This is a genomic window from Agarilytica rhodophyticola, assembly GCF_002157225.2.
Taxonomy (GTDB): Bacteria; Pseudomonadota; Gammaproteobacteria; order Pseudomonadales; family Cellvibrionaceae; genus Agarilytica; species Agarilytica rhodophyticola.
Genome location: NZ_CP020038.1, coordinates 3371311 through 3396003, shown reverse-complemented (window position 1 = coordinate 3396003; position 24693 = coordinate 3371311). Strand labels below are relative to the sequence as shown.

The following is a 24693-nucleotide window of genomic DNA, read 5'->3' as shown; positions in this document are numbered from 1 at the left end:
CCTTGATGTTTCACTCCTAATGGTCCTAGCCCGACGGTATCCCCCAGAAACGTCGGGCTTTTTTTATGCAGATACTAAACTTTTTTTATACACATAGTAAAAGCACAGATCAGTATAAAAAAAACACAAAATTTATATTTTTGACAATTATATGTCCGTAATATTTCCTTTACTGTGACGACAGCATGCGTCATATTTTTGACGCGAAAAGATATAACCAAATTCATCATCTTTGTCGCCATTCCTCTCTAAAAACGCTACTTCTACAAATTATCAGTTATAAAAAAGGCAGCTCTAAGCATTACAGCCCAAAGGTTGCACTTAAATTACATATGACATTTTTATTTCTGGGATGTTTTCCACATTTCCTGTGGATAAGTTGGTGGATAGGCCTCTGAAAAACAACGCTAATACCGATTATGTCTAGTTCTCTCTCGGATCGACTATTTTTTAACCTCTTTCTATTTTTTCTTATTTATCAATAAGTTATTGTATTTTTATAGGTTCTTTCCGTAAAAAAAAGGCAATATGGCGCAAATTAGCCCCTTCCAATTAGTTTTGTTGAGGTATGTGCATAAAAAGTTAGCGTGCGCTAACCCATGAAGCCTCTTAGTAACAAATTTGTCAAAAATCAAGGTTTTTATAAGGCATAATTTTATTTAAAATGACGCAAAAAATAACATACAAATTAAAATTAAATATAACGAATAAGAATAATATTTTTAATGACAAAACTATAGCAATTTTAGGTGGAAAAACACGAGCATATCATCTATCGGACAAGTCAATTTTCATCTTTCAATTAGCTGACCTAAAAGTCAGGAATAAAATGCTTGAGTAAATTTTAAAATATAGAAAACAATGTAAACTGTTTTTCTATTACAATAATGCCCCCGAAAACTTCAGCACTAGTTTGGTACAACACATCATGGCAAAAGTAGACAATCTTAATGTAGTATCACAAGAAATCCTTGTGACCCCACAACAACTTAAAGATGAGTTGCCAATTAGCGATATAGCATCGCAAGTGGTAACGGAAGGCCGCAATAGCGTGCGCAATATTCTCGATCGCAAAGATGAGCGACTAATTGTTGTTATAGGCCCCTGTTCTATACACGATACCAAGGCTGCAATTGACTATGCGAAACGATTGAAAGCCCTAGCAGATAAAGTCGGCGATACCCTCTACATTGTAATGCGTGTTTATTTCGAAAAGCCTCGTACGACTGTAGGCTGGAAAGGATTAATTAATGATCCCTATCTTAACGACTCTTTTAAAATACAAGAGGGTCTTCATGTAGGGAGAAAATTACTACTCGATATTGCTGAAATTGGACTACCTTGTGCTACCGAGGCACTCGATCCTATTTCTCCCCAATACCTACAAGATTTGATCTGTTGGTCTGCTATTGGAGCAAGAACAACAGAATCGCAAACACATAGAGAAATGGCTAGTGGTCTGTCTTCAGCTGTAGGATTTAAAAATGGTACCGATGGAGGTTTAACCGTAGCGATTAACGCACTGCAATCTGTATCTAACCCCCACCGCTTTTTAGGAATCAATAGCGATGGTTCAGTGGCTATTATCCACACTCGTGGTAACCCTTATGGCCATGTAGTTTTACGTGGCGGTAATGGTCGTCCAAACTATGACTCAGTGAGCGTCGCTATGTGCGAAAAAGAGTTGGAAAAGCATGCTATTACACCCAATATTATGATTGATTGTAGTCATGCGAATTCCAATAAAAACCATGAACTGCAGACGCTAGTACTGGAAAATGTTGTCAACCAAATACTCGAAGGCAACCGTTCTATTATCGGCATAATGATGGAAAGCAACATCGGAGCAGGTAACCAGAAAATTCCAAGTGATCTCAACGATCTTGAATATGGCGTTTCAATCACAGATGCTTGTATTGACTGGCAAACAACCGAAGAGGCACTTTTAAATACTGCTGAGAAACTCAGATCAGCACTTAAATCCAGAATAAAATAATTGGTAAAATCGGATAAATCCGTCGCAGTAAAGCGATGGATTTATCTTATTCATTCTCTCTTCTCTGACAACACTCAAAAAATCGCTTCTATCGAATTAAATCATACTTTTTTGTTAGGTTATTGTTAAACATTGATAGGAAATCGATATACTATAAGAGCATTTAAAGTATAGATTTTTAGACATTTGGTTGATAAGCTAACTTACTACTTGATCAATTTTTTCATCAAGTTCAAGTGTGAATATAAAGGCAACCTGAATCATGAAGTCTGCAATACTATCCGCTCCACAACAACAAACTGATATCTATACAATTTTAGGAGAACCTCACGATCCAGCTTCACATTGGGCTGAACTGCGCTATGCCCAACTTTCTAGTTATGACTATATATTTCTCTCTGCGAACATAAATTCAAAGCTTGCAAATAAAACTGCCTTGAGTGATTTTATGAATGAAGTTTACCAAATTATGGAAACTTGTCATGAACGTGCTAAGGTATTTATTTATTCGCAACAAACACTCACTAGTCCTGAGTTTGCTAGCTTTACTATCAACTGGCAAGATGAACAAATCAAAGATTTCCACATTAATACAATTAAAGATGTAGAACAAAAAAACTTTATAAGAACGTTGTTTGATCACAGCGGCATGCTTATTGGCAATGCCTAAATCTATTGAAACACGAAAGAAATAGTAGCTGGACAGGCCAGATAAAATTTATAAAGACACATTTCTACTGTTCAGCTAGCATCGCACCGCTGCTCCATCACATACATATCACAATCACTAACTTTCTACCCAAAGTTGAAGTATTTTCTCTTACCCGAAAAAGATTTACACATAAATAAAAAACACTACGTCTTTTTTCGCTGGTGGAAAGTACGTTTGCGAAAAGCCTAAATTAAAAATATCTTTTCACTTACTTTATAAAAAAGCCCCCCAAAAAAACACGCTGCCGGTTTAATTCAAGTAAAAAAACGATATAAACCACATTGCGAAAGATTATTTATATTTTTGTGGAACAAGTCCTAACCCCCATACTTTCATAGCGCATAATTTTACATTATTTATAAAAATCATCACTCGTGACTCTACTTGTAAAAAGTCGCTATCACTAAAAACTCGTCTAAGTCATCAACAATATGAAGAACACATTTTCTATAGCGCATTAATTTCAATATTATTGCCGCTTTCTCTGGGATCCTCAGCGAAGGCTTTATATGTCTCGCCAAAGGGAAATGATAATGCTGCGGGAACTATTAATGCACCTTATAAAACGATTGGTAAGGCAGCAAATGTTGCAGATGCAGGGGATATTGTTTTTATTCGTGAAGGTACATATGAAGAAACACTTAGGCCAGCCCGTTCAGGTAAAGCTTCAGAACCTATTATTTTTCAATCATATCAAAATGAAAAAGTTATCATTACCGCCATGCAGGCACTCAATGGTTGGACTGTAGACTCAGGCCCTGTTTATAAGACATCCGTTGACTGGGATTTAGGCCAAGAGAACTTTGTGATGCACAGAGCAACAGCTCTGGACTTAGCTCGCTGGCCAAACAATACAGATGGCGATCCATTTACTCTTAATTCCAAACGCAGCACCGGTGGAAGCCCAGCCAATGTCGGCCAAGGTGCCTAACCAAGTCCCACTATTACACAAGCACCAACAGTGACGCCGTCCCCACTGCCTACCCCCAGTTTCGCGCCGACACCAGTTGCAACACCTACGGCTAGCCCTACAGTGGTAGTGACACCCACACCTGAAATCACTCCAATACCAGATCTCACCTTACCTCCCGTACCGGAAAACGCTGCGCCCGTAAACAAAGGGTTGATTCCAGGTACTAAAAGCGGTGGCGGCAGCGTGGACTGGCTTCTACTTCTAGTATTGAGCTCTATATTGTTGGGCAGACTCGATCCACTTAAGCCCTAAAAAGCTTGAGGATTAAGCAAAAAAGCCAATCACTAAGATTGGCTTTTTTAGACAAAGAAAAAATTCTAGTAGTATACGGTTTAGCTATTTCTTAGCTTGCTCTTATCTTTTTATTTTTGACTTTTTCTATTCCGACAAACTAGTAGTAGGCACCCGAGCGATCACTGTGATCAGTCATATCCCTTACACCAAGAATTTCTGGCAATTTTTCTCGTAAGGTTTTCTCAACGCCTTGTTTAAGTGTCATATCAACTGCACTACAGCCTTGGCAACCGCCGCCAAAACGCAAAACTGCATGCATATCATCAGTAATTTCAACTAAACTAACATTACCGCCATGTGAAGCTAAGCCTGGATTAATATCGTTGTAGAGAATGTAGTTAACCTTGTCTTCGATAGAGCTATCGTCGGAGATCTTTGGCATTTTTGAATTTGGTGCGCGAATGGTGAGCTGCCCTCCCATTTTATCCGGGGAGTAATCTACTTTTGCTTCATCAAGATAAGGGATGCTTCTCTCTTCAAAGTAAGCATTGAAACCATCTAGGGCAAGTACAGTGTCTGATTCTTCATGCTCACCTGGACGAGAATAAGCAATACATGTCTCAGCTTGAGGAGTACCGGGATTTGCGACAAACATTCGAATGCCAATATCTTCGACATCTTGTTTTTCCAATAATTCTCGCAAATAACCCTGGGCTGATTCAGTGATCGTTACATTTAACATTGAGAGTAAGAGACCTCATAATAACCAAGTAAATTCGTCGGTTATTATTCTACGGGATTTTTTAACAGAGTTGAATAGCTTATCGTCTTTAACGGTTGTCCAGCTTTTATATATTAAGAAGGCTTTAGTTTAGGGATTTAGTTCTGCTAAACTACATCAAAATATTTTGATATAGATACCAGGGTATAAATTGCGAGCAGTTGCTAACGGATAATATCGTATTCATTTGTAATCCCCCAATATAAGCCCAAATAAATATAGGCAACCTGTTTGCGCGTAAGGCTACCGGGCTATAAAGACGGGTTGACCTGATATTTAAAACCAGATTAATTGAACAACACATACACCTAGGATATTCAATGGCCCCTAATTCAGATGCTCAAGCTGCACTCAAAAAAGCATTGTCAGAACGTATTTTAGTATTGGATGGGGCAATGGGTACCATGATCCAAGGTTTCAAGCTTGGGGAAGCAGATTATCGTGGAGAGCGATTTTCCGATCATCACCAAGATCTCGCCGGTAATAATGATCTACTGTCAATTACGCGGCCAGATGTCATTAAACATATCCACCTTGAATACCTGGACGCAGGCTCGGATATTATTGAAACCAACACTTTTAACGCAACACGCATCTCTCAAGCAGATTATTCGCTTGAGTCCATTGTTTACGAGCTGAACAAAGCTTCTGCCGAGGTCGCACGTGAAGCTGCCGATAGCCGCTCGACACCGGAAAAACCCCGCTTTGTCGCCGGCGTCCTTGGACCGACGAGCAGAACCGCCACCATCTCGCCCGATGTTAATGATCCAGGTGCTCGTAATGTTACTTACCAAGAACTAGTGGAGAATTATATTGAAGCTGGTCGCGGTCTGGTTGATGGAGGTGCAGACATATTATTGATCGAAACTATTTTCGATACGCTCAATGCCAAAGCGGCGGTCTTTGCTGTGTTCGAATTGTTCGACAGTATTGGCTACGAGCTACCCATTATGATTTCCGGCACTATTACCGATAGCTCCGGTAGGACTCTATCAGGACAGACAACAGAAGCTTTTTACAATTCTCTAGCACACGCCCATCCCCTGTCCATAGGCTTAAACTGTGCGTTAGGGGCAAAAGAGTTAACGCCTTATATTGCCGAATTATCCCGAGTTGCCAATGCGCATGTTTCTGCTCACCCCAATGCCGGCCTACCCAACGAGTTCGGAGAATATGACCAAACAGATGAAGAAATGGCCGCTATTATCAAGTCCTTCGCAGAGCGAGGCTATTTAAATATTGTCGGTGGTTGTTGCGGCACATCGCCAGCACATATTCGCGCCATCGCCGAAACGGTTGCCCCCTTCCCTCCAAGAGAAATACCAGTAGTAGAACCTGCCTGCCGCTTATCTGGACTCGAGCCTTTTAACATCACCGAAGATTCGCTTTTTGTTAACGTGGGTGAGCGTTGTAACGTTACCGGTTCTGCGCGTTTTAAACGTCTTATTCTTGAAGGGGATTACAGCACCGCCCTTGAAGTTGCCGCTCAGCAAGTGGAAGATGGTGCACAGGTTATCGACATTAACATGGACGAAGGCATGCTGGACGCAAAAAATGCCATCGTTACATTTTTAAATTTAGTCGCCAGTGAGCCCGATATTTCACGCGTCCCTATCATGGTAGACAGCTCCAAATGGGACGTTATTGAAGCAGGGCTGCGCTGCATTCAGGGCAAACCTATTGTTAACTCTATTAGCTTAAAAGAAGGCGAAGAAGACTTTATAGAAAAAGCACAGCTGTGTAAAAAGTATGGTGCCGCCATTATCGTGATGGCATTTGACGAAGAAGGCCAAGCGGACACTGCCGCTCGAAAAAAAGAAATCTGTCAACGCTCCTATCAAATACTTACCCAGAAGGTGGGTTTCCCCGCTGAAGACATTATCTTTGACCCGAACATATTTGCCGTCGCGACGGGAATAGAAGAGCATAATAATTATGCCGTAGACTTTATTGAAGCCACCCGTTGGATAAAAGAAAATCTACCTCATGCAGGTATATCTGGCGGTGTTAGTAATGTGTCCTTCTCTTTTCGTGGCAATAACCCGGTGCGTGAAGCTATTCATTCTGTGTTTCTTTTTCACGCTATCAAGGCAGGCATGAATATGGGTATCGTCAATGCCGGACAACTGGCTATCTATGACGAACTTCCCCAAGAACTGCGTAATAAAGTGGAAGATGTCATCCTCAATCGCTCAGAAGACAGTACCGAAGCTTTACTAGACATTGCAGAAACCTTTCGTGGTGATGGTAAAACTGGCAGCAAAAAAGAAGACCTCGCTTGGCGCTCAGAAAGTGTGGAAAGTCGTATCGCTCATGCCCTTGTCAAAGGTATTACCAGCCATATTATTGAGGATACTGAAGAAGCAAGACAAAACTTGCCTCGGCCTTTGGATGTTATTGAAGGGCCATTGATGGATGGCATGAATGTGGTGGGAGATTTATTTGGTGCCGGCAAGATGTTTTTGCCGCAGGTGGTAAAATCCGCGCGCGTAATGAAACAAGCAGTCTCCTATCTACAACCATTTATTGAAGAAGAAAAAGATGGCGACAGCCAGTCTAACGGCAAAATTCTTATGGCCACGGTAAAGGGAGACGTGCATGACATCGGTAAGAATATTGTCGGTGTGGTTCTAGGTTGTAATAATTTTGAAATTGTCGATCTGGGCGTGATGGTACCCTGCGAAAAAATATTGCAAACCGCCATTGAAGAAAAATGCGATATCATTGGCCTATCAGGCTTAATCACGCCGTCACTGGATGAAATGGTGTTTGTCGCCAAAGAAATGGAGCGACAAGGTATTAATATTCCATTGCTTATTGGCGGTGCTACCACCTCAAAAGCACATACAGCCGTCAAGATCGATCCTCAATTTAATCTCAATCAAGCGATTTATGTTGCCGATGCTTCCCGTGCTGTAGGTGTAGCCACCAGCTTGCTTTCTGAGGAATACGACAACTTTGTCGGTGCTGCCAAAGACGAATATGAAGTGATTAGACAGCGCCGAGCGAATAAGACTTCCAAACGCACAGCCTTGCCCTATCCGCAGGCCATTGAACATAAGCGTCGAATCGATTGGAGTGATTATGTGGCGCCAACACCTCAATTTCTTGGTAAAAAGGTCTTGCACCAATACCCTCTTGAAAATCTCATAGAGTATATTGATTGGACTCCTTTCTTTATCAGTTGGGATCTTGCTGGGAAATATCCCAAAATTCTGCAGGACGAAGTGGTGGGTGAAGCTGCAACGAATCTATTCAATGATGCGCAAACCCTGCTAAAAGACATAATTGATAACAAACGCTTAGAAGCAAAGGCCGTTTTCGGCTTTTGGAAGGCACAAACAGTTAATAATGATGACATTGCCTTATTTGACAAAAATAACCAGCCTTTGGCCACTTGTCATCATATTCGCCAACAGATATCAAAAAATGGCAAAGACATATACCCTTCATTAGCGGACTTTATCGTTCCACAAGAACTCGATAAAGATGACTATATGGGAGGTTTTGTAGTGACCGCTGGTATTGGTGCTGAGGAGCTTGCTCAATCTTATGAAGAAAAGCAAGACGATTACTCTGCCATCATGGTAAAAGCACTAGCAGATCGTTTGGCAGAAGCTTTTGCCGAACATTTGCACGAGCGTGTGCGCAGAGAATTCTGGGGATACGACAGTGAAGAAACCCTCGTCAATGAAGACTTAATCAAAGAACGTTACCGCGGCATACGCCCAGCACCAGGCTACCCCGCATGCCCGGATCATACTGAAAAAGACACCTTATTTAAGTTGCTCGATGCCAGTGAAGAAATTGGTGTTAAGCTAACAGAACATTATGCAATGTATCCTGCCGCCGCAGTATCTGGCTGGTACTTTGCCCACCCAGAAAGCCAATATTTTAACACGGGAAAAATTGGCAAGGATCAAGTAGAATCCCTCGCTAATAGAAAAGGAATACCACTTCAACAAATGGAGCGTTGGTTGCAGTCAAACTTGGATTACGAGTATTAAATAATGAGCAAACAAGAGAACCATGATGAAGGCGGGAAACAAGGCAGCGGTGCTAGCAACAAAGTCAGCTACGGGAGCCTGATAATGTCGACCCTAGCGGCCGCAGTAGGTGTACAAAACGACAAGAATTTAGAAAAAGATTTTGCTACCTCAAGTCCCTTTCCCTACATTGTCGCAGGCATTGTTTTTACTGTTATCTTTCTCGCGTGCCTTATTTTTATCGCCAAAATCGCATTGGCAGAATAGAAATGAGATAAATGAAGAGAAGAAATAGTTGGATTTATTTATGGCAGAACCACTGCCATAAATAAACTAAGATTAGGTCTTTACTAAAACAGCCCTACTGGCCACTAATCCAAAAAACGCAGGTTGTTACAAAAATCAAAATCAATGCGACTGCAGCAACTGCATCAGCAATACTATCACCGTGTTCCATCATTTGAATATCGTCGTCCATCTTATCCTCCTAACTTTTGGTACGTTGTAGTTTTTATAGGGTACGTTGTTGTTCTTTCTTAAAATATGAGAACTCAGAGTATGAGATAGAACATATTTCATCCAATTATTTAGCTGCTTTATGCTTACTCGAAGTAAAAAGTATCATTTATGCAAGAAAAACAACTGAAGAGCTGTTCAAGAATCGATTTGACCCCAGCTAACAATAATTATCAAGCTTTTATTTGATAATTAGATAAAATTCTTCTAAGAGCTTTATATTTATATGTTATATAAAACATAAAGTTATATTAATGTGACAATAAAATATTAATTTATAGGGAGTTGTTACTTTATAACACTCGCTGTCATTTGCTGTTTGCTGTATTATTCCGCCTCATTTTCAGTACGACCCGCCGTATGTCAACCATTAGGGGTATTAATTACACATGTACGTTTACGACGAACATGACCACAAAATTGTAAAAGAACGTGTTCAGCAGTTTCAAAGACAAACCGAACGTTATCTTGCCGGTCAGTTAAAAGAGGAAGAGTTCCTCCCTTTGCGTTTGCAAAATGGTCTCTACGTTCAACGCCTAGCACCGATGCTCAGAATTGCCGTACCATATGGGATGCTCAATGCTGTGCAACTGAGGCGCCTTGCTCATATCTGCCGCCATTACGATAAAGGCTATTGCCACGTAACGACTCGGCAAAACATCCAGCTTAACTGGCCGCAATTAGAAGAAGTACCAGATATATTGTCTGAGCTTGAAGAAGTTGAGATGCACGCAATACAAACAAGTGGCAACTGTATTCGTAACGTCACCTCGGATCAATTCGCAGGCGTTGCAAAGGACGAGATTATCGATCCCCGCCCCTACTGTGAAATTATTCGTCAGTGGTCGACACTTCATCCTGAGTTCGCTTTTTTACCACGCAAATTTAAAATTGCTGTCAGCGGCACGGTTGGTGATAGGGCCGCTATCCACTTTCATGATATTGGCCTACAGCTAGTTAAGAAAGACAACGGCGCTACAGGCTTTAAAGTTCTTGTGGGTGGTGGCCTCGGGCGAACCCCTGTTATTGGAAGTGTGATTCGCGAATTTCTGCCTGAGAAAGATATTCTTACCTATCTTGAAGCGATCTTAAGAATATACAACCTCAACGGTCGCCGCGACAATAAGTACAAGGCACGTATCAAGATCCTAGTTAAGTCCATGGGAGCTGAAGCATTTGCTTCTAAAGTAGAAGAAGAATGGGAACGTATTCGCGACACACAAACTTTATTGACCGATAAAGAAATTAAGCGCGCAAAGAGCTTCTTCACTGAACCCGAATACAGCCAACTTGTCGAAGAAGCTGACGCTGCTCTAGTAAAATCACAGGCGGAGAAAGATAAGGCCTTCTCGCGCTGGCTTGAGCGCAACGTAAAAGATCATCGAGTAGCGGGCTATCGCATTGTCACGCTATCACTTAAGGCAACTGGCGTTGCACCAGGGGATCTTACCGATGTGCAACTTGAAGCCATAGCGGAGCTTTGTGAGCGTTACTCTTTTGGCGAAGTTCGCACCACGCACCAACAAAATATTGTACTGGCAGACGTTAAGGCAAACGAGCTTTTTGCACTCTGGCAATCTTTATGTGAATTTGGCTTTGCTACCCCTAATATCGGCACCCTCACGGATCTCATCTGCTGCCCGGGAGGAGATTTTTGCTCCCTTGCCAACGCTAAGTCCATTCCCGTTGCCGAGGCCATTCAGCGAGACTTTGAAGACATAGATTACATCTATGATCTGGGTAACCTGGAGCTTAATATTTCGGGTTGTATGAACGCATGTGGTCATCATCATATTGGCCATATCGGTATTCTCGGCGTGGACAAAAAAGGGGAAGAGTTTTATCAGGTTCAGCTCGGTGGCAGCCAAGGTAACGACGCGTCACTAGGCAAAGTGCTAGGGCCGTCATTCTCGCGGGAAGAAATGCCAGAGATTGTGCGCAAAATACTTAAAATCTATACTGATAAGCGTATTGAAGGCGAAGAGTTTATCGACACATATCGTCGCATTGGTATTCAACCATTTAAGGAGTATGTTTATGCAAAAGCTCATTAAAAACGGTGAACTTGCAGTTAACGAATGGCACCTAGTTGAGGATGACAGCTTTGACTTGGCTAAACTGTCAAGCGGCAAATACATACTTTCTTTGGCACGCTTTCAAGACGCCGCCAAACAAGCAGATATCAACTTGCAAAATTGCGGTGTTTATCTGAATAGTGACGACGAAGCCGAAAGTTTGGCTGCTAATATTGCCAAAATCCCATTGGTAGCACTTAATATTGGCTCATTTATGGACGGTCGCAGCCTTTCGCAAGCCAGGGTTGTGAGGGATCAGCTAGACTTTACAGGTGAAGTGCGCGCCATCGGCAACTTCTTACAAGACCAATTGTTTTACCTCTCACGCTGTGGTGTTAATGCTTTTTTACTACCAGAGGATGCCGACATAGAATCTTCTATTGCAAGTCTCTCTGACTTCAGTGAAAGCTATCAAGCCTCCTGCGATGAACCGCAACCGCTATTTCGGCGTCGCGTATAAATTGCTCATAATCAAAGGCGCATTCATTGAGTGCGCCTTAGTGTAAACTCAGGCCAAATATTTGGCTTACATCTGGCTTTTTACTAATATAGACCTATCAATCACATAAAAACTTAACATATGTTTTGTCGGCACAATTAAGGTTGGCGAAATCAATAAGACAACATTGAGCCCTTCACGTAGAATAATAAAAAACAAGAAAAATAAGTGTAACGAGGAGCCTAATGGGCGGAGAAGTATTTGAAACGTTTTTTTTAATCTTCTCTGGCGCCGCGCTAATAGCATCATTTGCTCTTTACACTCGTCAGCCACTGCTGGTTGCCTATATTGCCGTGGGCGTACTATTAGGGCCTTTTGGTTTTGAAGTGATAACAGATATCAGCTACATCTCCGAAACGTCTCATATTGGCATTATCTTTCTACTTTTTTTACTTGGTCTGGATATGCAGCCCAGCGCCCTCTTCTCGGTATTGCGCAAGGCCACCAGTGTTGCCTTAATCAGCTGTGCGATCTTTGCCACCATCGGTTTGGCGATAGGCTTACTTTTTCAATTTACCCTAATGGAAGCCATTGTAATAGCTATGGCATCCATGTTCTCAAGCACCATCATTGGCATCAAACTCTTACCTACCACAGTGTTACATCATAAGCATGCAGGTGAATTGATGGTGGGCATTCTGTTAGTACAAGACTTTATTGCCATCTTTTGCCTCCTGGTGTTGCTTGCTGGCTCAAATGGCACCGTTGAAGCGAAACCACTTATTACAGCACTATTGGCACTGCCTATACTTGCCGCAGCAGCCTATTTAGTTGTCCGCTACATACTTTTCAAACTCATAAGCACATTTGATCGCTTCCATGAATATATCTTTCTACTAGCTATAGGTTGGTGTCTTGGTTTAGCTCATATAGCAGAGATGATGCATCTATCTGCCGAGATTGGGGCATTTATTGCTGGCATTTCACTAGCTACGAGCCCTATCTCTCAGTACATAGCGCTTAATCTAAAACCCCTGCGCGACTTTTTCTTAGTACTATTCTTTTTTGCCCTTGGCGCTCAGCTTAATATTGCATTATTACCGGACATACTTGTAGTAGCCCTGCTCTACACGGGATTAATGCTGTCAGTGAAACCCATTTCTTTCTTTATTCTATTGAGGCAGCAAAGGGAGAAACGCCCCCTAGCCTGGGACATGAGCTTTAGACTTGGGCAGATTAGTGAGTTTTCTCTACTCATTGCGTTTGTTGCAAGCCAGAGAGGAGTCATAGGTGAAACCACTTCTGTCCTTATTCAGTGTGCCGCGATTTTGAGCTTCATCATCTCAAGTTATATTGTAACATTTAACTTCCCCAACCCTATTGCTGTGTCGGATAAGTTAAGAAGAGACTAGAGCTTTGATGAAGCGCTAGAATATGCGCTTCAGATAGACAAGTTCAATACAGTGAGATGGATAGAACGATATCAAAATACAATAAGACGCAGAGATCTCTTGTTTTCAGACTCACGATCTTGATTGCAAGGCTTACTGGAAGTGTTATGGCAATCCTTCAACCAGCATCCAAGTAATGGCTCTCTAGAGCTATTACAGCCAGTTAACAAGCCAGCGAGCACAAGGGGTATAGCTAACCGCTTGAATAGTTTTGTTTTCATGCTCATCACTTAATTTCCTTTAGAAACCAAAAAGCTTGCAATAAGATTTACCAAATGCAGAAACAGATCCACACATTTGCCTTATTGTCCCCTAATTTTGTCCATTTGTCATGGATATTTTTAATTAATTATCCCGACAAATTACATCAGTGGATAAAAACTTTCATAAAACTAAGGGACGCAGTCAAAATGCTAGCTAAAGATTCGATTGTTAACGCTTTGCACAACTTTAAGTATGGCACGTTCTACTGCTTTTTCAGCACTAACACCCAATTTTTCAGCGATCGACTTCTTATTGACAAATGCTACTTCAAATATATCCGCTTCATCCTTCATATTTAACAAATATTGGTCAGAAGTTTCGATAGCATCCACCAGGTTCTTTTCTAAGGCCCGTGAACCAAACCAGGTCTCACCGGTTGCCACTGCCTCTACATCTACCTGTTCGCGATTTTGCGCGATGAAATCCTTAAACAACACATGCGTATCTTCTAGGTCTTCTACAAACTTTTCACGGCCTTTTTCTGTATTTTCGCCAAACATTGTTAAGGTTCGCTTATATTCACCAGCCGTTAGCATCTCGTAATCCACATCATGTTTTTTTAGTAAGCGATGAAAGTTTGGTAGCTGAGCAACGACACCAATAGAACCGATGATGGCAAAAGGCGCTGAAACAATTTTTTGGCCTACACACGCCATCATATAACCACCGCTTGCGGCAACTTTATCCACACAAACGGTTAGAGCTAAACCCTTGGATGTAACACGTTTTAATTGGCTGGAGGCCAAACCATAGCTGTGTACCATACCGCCAGGGCTCTCAAGACGCACCACCACTTCATCTTTGTCACTGGCGATGCTCAATACAGCCGTAACAGTTTCCCGCAACTCATCTGTAGCAGAAGCTTTGATATCTCCAACAAAATCAAGTACAAACACCCGCTTACGTTGCTGTTCATCACTATCGGTATCACCTTTTGACTTTAATGCCGCTTTAAGCTTCTTTTTTTCTTCTTTGTCGCGTTTTTTCTTATCTTTTTCTTCAAGCTTGACCACATGTTCGGGCAACACGGCATCCTTAACCACATCGGCCAACTCATCAAATTTGTCATTCAACTTCGTCACTTCAAGGTGGCCCTTATCACCTCTGCCTTGGTTTTTCATACCCGCAGATACAACCAGGGCAATAACGACGCCAATAGCCACCACAACTGTTACAATTTTGGCCAAAAAGAGCGCATACTGAATTAAGTATTCCAAAAAAAATTCCTCTAAAATTAATATTTATTGCCAACTGCTTATTGCAGTTTCAGCTATTTGATTCATAGGCTTAGCCACCAATCCGCTATGACTAAGGGAAATCTGATAAATTGCGCCGTCTGCCATAGGCAAATAAGCAGCACTACCGTATGTCGCTTCAAGCAAAGGGATCATATTGTTAGTTTTGTGAACTAACATCCAGGTGTCGATGCCGTATTCACTTTTACTAAGTGGGTGCACTGAGCGCGTTTTTCTACGCTCATCTTCCAGAGAATGATAACGACCGTTTAAACGCTCAAGCCGATAGCCAGGTTTGGCACCTAAAATATCAAATAAGCCGGACCAGCGAATTACCCGAGCGTCTATCTGCCACTGCTCCCCGTATACATCGAAGTTCTTCTCAACACCATCTTCTATATTCATCAGAGTGGATACATAGTGCTGCTCTTCTTGCTGCTTGAAACTAATAGTAAGGATCGGTTTATCCTGCAGCATTTGCTTGTAACTTAATAAGTCCAACCCGGATAAACCAAAAACGATGGCGGCTGCTAGCAAGCAAAGGCCTATACTGCCTTGAATCCATGCGAGAACCCACTTAAACCGACCGGCAACACGTGCACCTAAATACAGCAGAATAAGTGCTATAACGATATTAACAGCTGCAAATGCTCCAAATAACATGATTTAGCCTTTCACTTGCTCAACAAAATCTTGAATTAATCTTCCTGCAATAGTGCTGACAGGTGGAATATTAGGCAGGGAATCTACCCTAAACCATTGTGCATCAACGATTTCGTCATCGTCGATGCATATTTCTCCGGCGGCATAATCTGCCGTAAAGCCCAACATAAGTTGTCCCGGAAATGGCCATGGCTGGGAGCCGAAGTATCGTAGATTTTTTATCTCAATACCCACTTCCTCTCCCACTTCACGCGCAAAGGCCTGCTCAGCAGACTCACCAGGTTCAATAAATCCAGCCAAAGTACTATACAAACCTTGCGGGTGTTTGACCCCTTGCGCTAATAGACACATATCCCCTTTCCTAACCAAACCAATTACACAAGGAGATATACGCGGATAAAAACGTGCTTCGCAATTTTCACACACAAGAGCGCGATCAACACTGGATGTGGATGTGGGGCTACCACACACACCGCAAAATTGATGCTCTAAATACCATCGCGTCAATTGTAAGGCTCTGCCCGCGAGCTGAAAATATTCTTCACTGGAAGCGCCTAACTGATGGCGCAGACCATACCATTGAAACCCCTCCACCTGGGGCGCATCAAGATGATCGTAGTAAACAGCATAGCAATGCTCGCCGTCCAAAGTTCCCAGATAGTGACGGTGATGATAGGGCCCTAAAGCCGTTGTCATTGAAGAAGACAGCGGCCGCCAAGCACTATTTTCTACACATAATATATGGGTCTTATTAATGACCACAAAGAGGTCTTCTGAAGCCCCTGAGATATTAGTTTCGGCAGGAATAAAAACCATAATAGCGACACCTTCAACACAACGGCACTGAGGGCAATACTTACTCTTCAGCTGCGTTGATCGGGTACCCTAAAGCCTCCAGACTCTCCTCGGCTAACTGCAATACAGATTCATCCATTTGCAAATTAGATGTTACAGAATTGAGGTAGTACTCAATAGATATAATGGAATCGGCAAAGGTCTCCAGCATTTCTTTCAGTGCCGGAGGAGAGTCCGGATCCATAAGAACTTCATCTACAAATGATGCACAACGCTCAAGAATAACGGCTGCGCGGCCACATTTTAGCATGAGCATACCACCACGAATGGTATTCAAGGTTTTTCCAATATTACGAATATGGCCGGTATCAAACTCAGATTCAGAGAAAGAGCTCAAGGCACGCTTGGTCAAGGAAATACCCGCTTCTGACTCGGTGAGAACAATACGTTTTGCCTCAGCCAACTGACCAGATGCGATAATTTCTCTCTGTGCCACCTTATTGGCCATATCGAGCTTTTCATCAGATAATTTGGTCATCTCAATAGAGTTCACCGTGGACTCGATATACAGCAGAGTATTCGCTACTTCTGTCATATCCTGGCGAGAAATTTCCTCCACCTCTTTCCATGAATCAATACGGTTCAATTCATCTTTGAGGGTATTCGATGCCGCCACTAACCCCACAATAGATAAAATTTCGGCCACTTTCTGTAAGGTCGCGATAAAACCATCAATATCATCAATCTTTTGAATACTGCTTTGAGACGCACTTTCGAGAATTTTTTTCGTACTCAATAGCTCTGCCTGTAAGACACTAGCAAGAGAGGATACAGTATGAGCACTTGGACCATTTAACAGATCTCGCTCACTGGCCAAATCCTCATCGGTATAATTGAATCGCTCCAAGCCATAGGTGCTGCGCACTGATTTGACTTCGTCATCATCAGAGGTCGATAACGCAATGAGATAGACCAGCTCTTTAATTAGGGCTTTTGGCGGTTCTGCATCGAAGGCCACTCGCCCATTCTTTTCCACTTGGCGAACAATGCGGTCAATACGCCCAAACAGCATTTTGCGCGTTTCGATGATTTGCATTTTTTGAGAGGTGAAAGACTCCAGCGTCAAATCGGCTAACCACCACAATAACGATAAAGGCTTATCCCCTTCACACAAACGGCGAAAACGTTTTAAAGCACGGCGCATCATGGCAATGGAGTTTTTCAGCTGGCTCTCTTTAAAAAAGCCAAGTAAGCCAATCTGATACATATGGCGTAAGCGACGCACTGCCGGAGCAAATTCTGCATCACTTAGAGTAAGAGGATCTACAACAGGCACCTGGGGCTTATGTGTAAGATTCACCAAAAAGAAGTGGCATTCAGGCAAGGCCGGCTCTTCACGCAATTTACGCAATTCATTAATTTGCGGAATCAACAGTACAGGCACCTTACGCTCAGTTTGCTGAACATATTCCATATAGCGAGTCAGCACAAAAAACGTACTACTTACAACATCAAGACGCCGCTCAAATTTTGAGCCATTACTGCCAGGCGAAATTTCATTTGCAGTGGCCAAAAGCTCTTGAGCAAGCAACTCAGCACCACCAAACTCAATAAGTTTTAACGTTCCGGCGATCTGCCCGATACACTCAATACAAGCTTGCAGTGCGTCACTATCGTCATGGGAATTGGCAAATTTCTCTAAATTTCTCGCCGCCTCCTCGATGGTCGCCACAAGCTCATCTCGAACAAGATTTAAAGATTGAAAGTTAACAGCATCCAGAGAGCTCACAGTTAGGAATCCACTTTGCTATATGTTGAAAAATTTATGTTGAAGGAATCACATCGTAGGCGTAACGCCCGTTTTTTAAAATATTCAATACTAGGCCCTATTAGTGCCAGCACCTATAGTACTGCAACTTAAGTATAATAGGAAACAGGTAAAAATCCTTAAATTTCTTAGAGTTATGGAACGATCTTAACTCAATATCTCGTATAAATTCAAAAACCAAGTCTACACTATAGAGATTGCTCGATAATAATGAGCAAATAGCATGACAGAATATTTATATTTTTGAGGTAACTGCCTATAGGTTTTCATCGAGAAGGGCCTGATGCCAGAGGTTTAGCGCTTAGGTTTTGACCATAAAAGCTGTTTTTTTGTACCAGCTTTCTAGTTATAAGGTTTAGCGTTGCATCATAAAAAGCCGGGCACTTGCTTTAACAAGTGCCAGTAGATCATAAAATTCGAAGCAAGCGTCTAGAAGCAAGCACCTATAAGATAAAGCTGACAACAAGAATAGCAAGCATCGCGGTAACCCATATGACCATGCTGCTAGAAGGACGAGTTTTAGACAAAATACCGCTAGGGGCATGCTCCACAATAAAGGTACACAAGCCGTTAAAACAGGCTAGACCTGCCTGTCGAATAACAGCATCAACACGCCAAATCCCATCGAACAATTTAAGACCTAAACGATAAATAAGGCGACGATATAGCCAATCAAAATCCAAGCTAATGGTTAAAGTACGCTTCATCATGGGCAAAAATACGAAAAACGCGGCGCCAGCAAACACCAGCAATTGAAACTGGGTCACAAGGTGGTCAACGGTATAGGGCTCATATTTCACCGCATAAGGTAGGATGTTATACAGCGGCTGAGGGAATAAGCCAATGGCAATACATAAAAACGAAAACACCCACATGGCAAGACGCATATTCAACGGGGCTTCCTCAGGGCGCTTGCCGGAATCTTTTTGAAAAAAGACAAACCAAGGAAATTTAATGCCCGCGTGCAAAAACACACCAGCAGACGCTGCCATCAGCAAAAACCACACAAATGCTAAACCTTCATACGCCGCTGCCGATGTCTCTAAAGATTTGGTAACAAAGCCCGAAGTAAATGGAAATGCTGAAATGGCGAGTGCACCAATAATGCCATGAAACGCTGTCACTGGCATAGTTTGGAACAAACCACCCAGATGAGAACAACGACGCTCCCCGGTCTGCAGCAGCACACTGCCCGCTGACATCAATAGCAACGCCTTATAGATAATATGAGCAAAAGCATGGGCCGTAGCCCCATTGAGAGCCATTTGCGAGCCGATGCCGATAGCCGTCACCATAAAGCCCACCTGGTTGACGATGCTGTAGGCGAGAATTCTGCGCATGTCATTTTCCAATAGCGCATAAATAATCCCATAGAAGACCATGTAGAGGCCGATGTAGATCAAAACATCGCTACCAGCAAAGCCAATCATCAATGCATAAACGGCAGTTTTAGTGGTGAAGGCAGATAAAAACACACTGCCACTGGGACTGGCTTCAGGATAAGCATCGGCGATCCAAGAAGAAAATGGCGGTGCACCTGCGTTCACTAAAAACCCCGCCAAAATTAGCCAACTCGCCGTTGAATCAAGCTTAAATAGGGTAAATTCAATAGAGCCGGACTGATAAATATGGCCGACAATTCCCGACATCAAAATGACGCCACCTAGCAAATGAATTAACAGATAACGGAAGCTTGCTTTATACGCCAACTCAGTATTTCCAGCCCAAACCACTAAGGTCGAGCCAATTGCCATCAACTCCCAAAAAATAAACAGGGTGATAAGATCCCCTGCAGAAGTGACACAGATGGCAGACCCTGCATAAGCAAAGGCCGCACTAAGTTCTAATGTGGATGCCTGATGTAAGGCATACAGCCCCCCAATCAACGTCATAAGAGCGAAAATTGTGGCGAACACACGGCTTGTCGCGCTAAAGGAAAGGGGCTGAAGTTGATATTCTAAAAATGGCAGTAATATATTGTCCCCAAGAGGCGTTAGCCAAATGCTTATTAAGGTCAACAGCGGTAGACCGAGTACTAGGGCTTGGCGAATGCGACTGTTGCCACTAAATGCAATAGCCAAAGCTCCGAATACAAGGATGAGGCCCGGAGGTAACAACACATTAGTCATCGTAATAAGTGTCCTTACGTTTAAGCACAATACCTAGCACTTTGGCTGCGATAACCATCGCGGCGCAGGTAGCAAAGCCATACCAGGCGTAAAACCCCCAAGAGGCATCAATATGCACACCCTGTTTTTCAAAATGGGCATGATGATGAACAAAAAATTCGGGAATCATAACCAACACAAGAATCACAGCGAGCGCAATCCAGAGCGTTCGCCTATTCTCCTCGCGGTACAACCAGTGTTTATCATTCTCACTCATATGCGTATCACCGCCTACCTCACTTGAATCATGCTGGCTAAATTATAGGGAATTTCAGGGTATAGAAATAAGACCATAGTCAGCAGTGCTGTCATCGATAATGCCGCGACAATAGCCACTGGAGCTTCTCCATGATCTTTATTATCGCCGGCCTCGTTAACAAAAAAGGCGCGGTAAACAATCGGAATAAAATAAGCAGTATTGAGCAATGTAGATAGCAAAATAACGCCAACGGCCAGCATTTGCTCGGCTTCAAAAGCCCCCATTAAGATATACCATTTGGAGATAAACCCCACTGCAGGAGGCAGACCTATCATGGAAAGTGCGCCAATGGTGAAGGCCACCATGGTAAAAGGCATACGATGACCTATACCATCGAGCTGACTAATTTCCGTTTTCTTCGACGCGGTGTAAATAGAACCTGCAGCAAAGAATAGTGTGATTTTGCCAAATGCATGGGCTGCGATATGCATTGCCGCCCCGACTATGGAGATAGGAGCCAGTAGCAAGGCTGCCATCACAACATACGATAACTGGCTAATAGTAGAATACGCCAAACGTTTTTTAAGATTATCTTGTCTCAGAGCAATCACCGAACTCATCACTACGGTGAAAAACGCCAAGTATAATACCCACTCGATATGGGGAGCTGAGCGCAAATGGTCGATACCAAAAATATAGACCACCACTTTAACGACACTGAACACCCCAGCTTTCACCACGGCAACTGCGTGCAGCAAAGCACTTACCGGTGTCGGTGCCACCATGGCCGCGGGCAGCCATCGGTGCACTGGCATAACCGCCGCCTTGCCGATTCCCAATACAAACAGTAAAGCCAACACCGTAAGCAAGGTACCATCGAGCTTACCTAGCAGAATACCTCCGGCGATAAAGTCTGTGGTGCCAGTAATCGACCATACCCAAATAATGGCCGGCAGCAGTAAACCAATAGAAGAGCCTATCAACACACCGAGATAAATACGTCCGGATTTAACCGCATTATCATTCCCTTTATGAGTCACGAGGGGAAAAGTAGAAAGCGTCATAACCTCATAAAAAATAAATAAGGTCAGCAAATTACCAGCAAAGGCAATAGCAAGAGCAGCGGCAATGGCAACTGGGAAGAGCATGAAGAAGCGCGTCTGATTCTTCTCATTGTTACCACGCATATACCCGATACCATAGACGCTAGTAATCACCCAAAGGAAGCTGGCGACAAGAGAAAATAATACTCCTAGACTTTCCAGGCGAAACTTAATTGCCAAACCGGGTAAAATCTGCAGCCATTCATAAGCAATGACCTCCCCGGCTAAGAATCGACGATATAAAGCGGTGACAACAACCAATAACAGTACACTGGCCACTAAAGTGACAGATTCACGAACATTGGGCGACTTCCCAGTAAGCGCAATTAAAAAGGCCGCCACTAAGGGCAAAAATAAACTGAGTAGCAATAGCAATTCACTGCTCATGGACTTTCTCCAAACAAACTGGAGACAGCTTGAGTAGCAACATTCACCGTAAAATCAGTATCGATACCAAAATAAATATTGGCGACAACAAGTAACCACGTGGGAACTAATATTATCCAAGGGGCCTCGCGCTGGCTAAAGGCGTCTTGTGGGTTTAGGGCATCTTGTGGACTAAGGGCTTCATTTCCATTAGGGGACAACTCGCCAGAAGGCGTTTGGAAGTAGGCAATTTCCACCAATTTCCAAACATAAATTACCGCTAGCAGCGAACCCATCAAGACCAGTGCAACAACCGGCCACAAACCCTGCTCTAGCAAGGCAACAATCAAATACCACTTGCTCACAAAGCCCACTGTCAAGGGCACACCAATAAGGCTTAAACCTCCAACTACAATTGCCGCAGCAGTCAAAGGCATGCGCTGTCCTACCCCTTTAAAATGTTCAAGATTAGTGGCACCGATGCGATACACCAAGCCGGCTATCGCCATGAAGATCGCACCCTTCATAAGCGCGTGGTTGAACAAGTGCAACAGTGCAGCCTTTAAGCCCGCTTGAGATCCCAGGCTGAAGCCAATAATCATATAACCTATTTGCGCCACACTAGAGTATGCAAAAAGACGTTTCACATTCGTTTGCAAAATGGCAACAATAGAAGCACCAAAGACTCCCAAAAGGCCTAGCACCATTAACAGCTCTGACAAAGGCAAAAATGACAGCGCAAACTCCACCCCAAAAATTGTGAAGGTAAAACGTACTAACACATATATCGCCACTTTAGTCGCCGTTGCAGCCAAGAAAGCTGTCACCATAGACGGCGCATAAGCGTATGCATTGGGCAGCCAGAGGTGCAAAGGAAACAGGGCCAGCTTTAAACAGACACCCACAATAAAAAATGCAAAAGCGGTGAACACCGTTTTAGTTTGCACCACCTCCGGCAGGCGTTGGGACAGATCGTGCATATTCAAAGTACCGGTCATCATATACATCAAACCAATACCGATCAGAATGAATGTCGCCCCGATTGTACCCATGATTAGATACTGATATGAAGCCCATAAGGCTCGCCTATCTTTACCAAGAGCAATCAAGGTATAAGTAGACAGGGAAGAAATCTCCAGAAATACAAACACGTTAAATGCATCGCCCGTCGCAATAATGCCCAGCGAACCCGCCAGGCAAAGTAAAAAGGCAATATAGAAAAAGGTCTGCTTGTCTTCAGGGATTTCTTTTTCAATACTTTTATGCGCACCCATCAGTACCACAGTACTCATGGCAGAAACCAAGACCAATAACAGAGCACTCAGGGCATCGATACGATATTCAATGCCGATGGGAGCTTGCCAGCCACCCAACTCATAAATAAGGGTGCCTTGGGTTTGCACTTGATAGAGCAGTTGGAAACTGATCAACAAAGCTATAGCGCTGACCAACGTAGTAAATATCCAGACCAGGCGGCGCTGTTGCAGTAACAAGCATATAGGCGCCGCCAGCAGCGGCACGATTACCTGCAAAATAGGAAAATGATTTAGCACTCGCGATCATCCTTTTGTTGGATTTCACTTTCTTCTATGGTGCCGTACTCCTCATTAATTCTTACTACCAGCGCCAAGCCTAAGGCAGTGGTAGCAATACCCACAACAATAGCTGTGAGAATCAACACATGAGGTAAAGGATTGGAAAAGACTGAATAGGCTTGGTCGAGAATGGGGGCCGTACCACCACTGACTTTACCCATACTAATATAGAGAATAAATACGGATGTTTGAAAAACACTCAAGCCCATGAGCTTTTTAACCAAGTTACCGTGAGATATAACGATGAAAAAACCAATCATCATGAGACAGACAACAACCCAATAATTATACTGCTCTAAAATATTCATTGAGCCACCCCATGCTTTTTATCTATCCGCCCGGCAAAGGTAAAAAATATAATGATCATGACACAGGTAACAGTGATACCAACACCCAACTCGATAAGTAAAATACCGTAGTGTTGTCCCGCAACAGAATCACTTGCCAACACGGAATAATCCAAGAAGTTCTTACCATTTAAGAGAGAAACAACACCAACACTGCCATATAATAAAACACCCAAAGCAGACAATATTTGAATAAGTGGTTGGTTGATAACTTTCTTAGCACTGCCAACACCAAACAACATGGCATATAAAATAATCGCGGCCGCAAAAATCACTCCGGCTTGGAAGCCGCCGCCAGGGCCATAATCTCCATGAAACTGGACGTAGAGAGCAAATAATAAGATCGGCGGAATCAGTACTTTGCTGACGATACGTAGGATTTTATGCTGGTACATGGGGGCTACGGTATTTTCATATTGTGCGTTACCGTTGGCAGTGAAGCCCAGCAACCCTAAAACACCGATACCAGCGGTAAAAATCACCACTGTCTCGCCGAAAGTATCAAACCCTCGATAACTGGCCAGTACTGAAGTCACCACATTTGGGACGCCGATATCTTCATAGGATTGATTTAAATAATAGGGGCCTACATGCTGCTGCACCGGCGCGAGTAAATCACCAAAAGAAGGCATATCGCTGGTACCAAAAATTAATAATGCGCCGGTGATCACCACCACAACTAAACCTAAGGTGGTATTGTGACGAGCAGGGTTTTCATAGCGACCCGTGAGGGTTAGAGTAGAAAGCATCAAAATTGTCGAAATACCTGCCCCAACAGAAGCTTCTGTAAAAGCCACATCCACAGCGTCCATCACCACAAAAAATGAAGCAGACAATAAGCTATAGATGCCTGTTAGCATCACGCTGGCGAAAAGGTCTTTGGTCAAAGCAATCGATATTGCCGTAAGTACCAGAAAACCCAGTATGACGATATCAGTTAAAAACTCGATGATTAGCCCCTTCTTGT

The 24693-nt window shown here is 43.0% G+C and carries 20 protein-coding genes; 8 read left to right on the top strand and 12 right to left on the bottom strand.

Going from position 1 to position 24693, the window contains the following annotated elements; all coding sequences use genetic code 11:
* Positions 1-928 precede the first annotated feature (928 nt).
* The 3 genes from BVC89_RS14185 to BVC89_RS14175 all read left to right on the top strand — a co-directional run bounded on the left by BVC89_RS14185 (position 929) and on the right by BVC89_RS14175 (position 3639).
* Positions 929-1996 (top strand): 3-deoxy-7-phosphoheptulonate synthase, encoded by a 1068-nt coding sequence (locus tag BVC89_RS14185; protein ID WP_086931820.1) that lies wholly within the window; start codon positions 929-931, stop codon positions 1994-1996.
* 262 nt (positions 1997-2258) lie between these two features.
* The gene (locus BVC89_RS14180; protein ID WP_086931819.1) at positions 2259-2666 is read left to right on the top strand and encodes a hypothetical protein; all 408 of its coding nucleotides are present in this window, start codon (positions 2259-2261) and stop codon (positions 2664-2666) included.
* Between the two features lie 514 nt (positions 2667-3180).
* Entirely contained in the window at positions 3181-3639 is a 459-nt protein-coding gene (locus BVC89_RS14175) for a DUF1565 domain-containing protein (protein WP_216825140.1), read from the top strand.
* Here BVC89_RS14175 and BVC89_RS14170 read toward each other — a convergent pair.
* Complete coding sequence (locus BVC89_RS14170; RefSeq protein WP_086931817.1) at positions 3636-3827, bottom strand: hypothetical protein; 192 nt, start codon at positions 3825-3827, stop codon at positions 3636-3638. The genes BVC89_RS14175 and BVC89_RS14170 overlap by 4 nt on opposite strands.
* A 245-nt stretch (positions 3828-4072) precedes the next feature.
* The gene (gene nfuA / locus BVC89_RS14165; RefSeq protein ID WP_086931816.1) at positions 4073-4657 is read right to left on the bottom strand and encodes a Fe-S biogenesis protein NfuA; all 585 of its coding nucleotides are present in this window, start codon (positions 4655-4657) and stop codon (positions 4073-4075) included.
* 359 nt (positions 4658-5016) lie between these two features.
* On the opposite strand from nfuA, the gene metH reads away from it, so the two are divergent.
* From metH to BVC89_RS14140, 5 genes are all read left to right on the top strand, one after another.
* Positions 5017-8703 (top strand): methionine synthase, encoded by a 3687-nt coding sequence (gene metH / locus BVC89_RS14160; protein ID WP_086931815.1) that lies wholly within the window; start codon positions 5017-5019, stop codon positions 8701-8703.
* Between the two features lie 3 nt (positions 8704-8706).
* Entirely contained in the window at positions 8707-8949 is a 243-nt protein-coding gene (locus BVC89_RS14155; protein ID WP_086931814.1) for a DUF2970 domain-containing protein, read from the top strand.
* 638 nt (positions 8950-9587) lie between these two features.
* Entirely contained in the window at positions 9588-11252 is a 1665-nt protein-coding gene (locus BVC89_RS14150; protein ID WP_086931813.1) for a nitrite/sulfite reductase, read from the top strand.
* Positions 11236-11733 carry a DUF934 domain-containing protein gene (locus tag BVC89_RS14145; RefSeq protein ID WP_158657940.1) on the top strand — a complete coding sequence of 166 codons (498 nt, stop codon included), beginning with the start codon at positions 11236-11238 and terminating at the stop codon, positions 11731-11733. Before BVC89_RS14150 ends, BVC89_RS14145 begins: the two co-directional genes overlap by 17 nt.
* Before the next feature lie 224 nt (positions 11734-11957).
* Positions 11958-13124, top strand: a complete 1167-nt coding sequence (locus tag BVC89_RS14140; RefSeq protein ID WP_086931811.1) for a cation:proton antiporter domain-containing protein — start codon at positions 11958-11960, stop codon at positions 13122-13124.
* 452 nt (positions 13125-13576) lie between these two features.
* Here the strand turns inward: BVC89_RS14140 and sohB are convergent, their stop codons facing one another.
* The 10 genes from sohB to BVC89_RS14090 all read right to left on the bottom strand — a co-directional run bounded on the left by sohB (position 13577) and on the right by BVC89_RS14090 (position 24658).
* Positions 13577-14644: a protease SohB gene (gene sohB, locus BVC89_RS14135; protein WP_086931810.1), complete on the bottom strand. Its 1068-nt coding sequence runs from the start codon at positions 14642-14644 to the stop codon at positions 13577-13579.
* Positions 14645-14668: 24 nt separating this feature from the next.
* Positions 14669-15325, bottom strand: a complete 657-nt coding sequence (locus tag BVC89_RS14130) for a multidrug transporter (RefSeq protein ID WP_086931809.1) — start codon at positions 15323-15325, stop codon at positions 14669-14671.
* 3 nt (positions 15326-15328) lie between these two features.
* Complete coding sequence (nudC, locus tag BVC89_RS14125) at positions 15329-16141, bottom strand: NAD(+) diphosphatase (protein WP_086931808.1); 813 nt, start codon at positions 16139-16141, stop codon at positions 15329-15331.
* Between the two features lie 40 nt (positions 16142-16181).
* Positions 16182-17909: a FimL-related protein gene (locus BVC89_RS14120; protein ID WP_086931807.1), complete on the bottom strand. Its 1728-nt coding sequence runs from the start codon at positions 17907-17909 to the stop codon at positions 16182-16184.
* Positions 17910-18391: 482 nt separating this feature from the next.
* A complete protein-coding gene (locus BVC89_RS14115; protein ID WP_086931806.1) occupies positions 18392-20077 on the bottom strand; it encodes a Na(+)/H(+) antiporter subunit D in 1686 nt (561 codons plus the stop codon).
* Positions 20070-20333: a hypothetical protein gene (locus tag BVC89_RS14110; protein ID WP_086931805.1), complete on the bottom strand. Its 264-nt coding sequence runs from the start codon at positions 20331-20333 to the stop codon at positions 20070-20072. Before BVC89_RS14110 ends, BVC89_RS14115 begins: the two co-directional genes overlap by 8 nt.
* Before the next feature lie 14 nt (positions 20334-20347).
* A complete protein-coding gene (locus BVC89_RS14105) occupies positions 20348-21805 on the bottom strand; it encodes a proton-conducting transporter transmembrane domain-containing protein (protein WP_086931804.1) in 1458 nt (485 codons plus the stop codon).
* On the bottom strand, positions 21802-23337 hold the full coding sequence (locus BVC89_RS14100) for a monovalent cation/H+ antiporter subunit D family protein (RefSeq protein ID WP_086931803.1): 1536 nt from the start codon (positions 23335-23337) through the stop codon (positions 21802-21804). The genes BVC89_RS14105 and BVC89_RS14100 overlap by 4 nt, the downstream gene beginning before the upstream one ends.
* Positions 23331-23687 (bottom strand): cation:proton antiporter subunit C, encoded by a 357-nt coding sequence (locus tag BVC89_RS14095; protein WP_086931802.1) that lies wholly within the window; start codon positions 23685-23687, stop codon positions 23331-23333. The genes BVC89_RS14100 and BVC89_RS14095 overlap by 7 nt, the downstream gene beginning before the upstream one ends.
* Positions 23684-24658: a DUF4040 domain-containing protein gene (locus BVC89_RS14090; protein WP_281260999.1), complete on the bottom strand. Its 975-nt coding sequence runs from the start codon at positions 24656-24658 to the stop codon at positions 23684-23686. The genes BVC89_RS14095 and BVC89_RS14090 overlap by 4 nt, the downstream gene beginning before the upstream one ends.
* Positions 24659-24693: the final 35 nt, after the last annotated feature.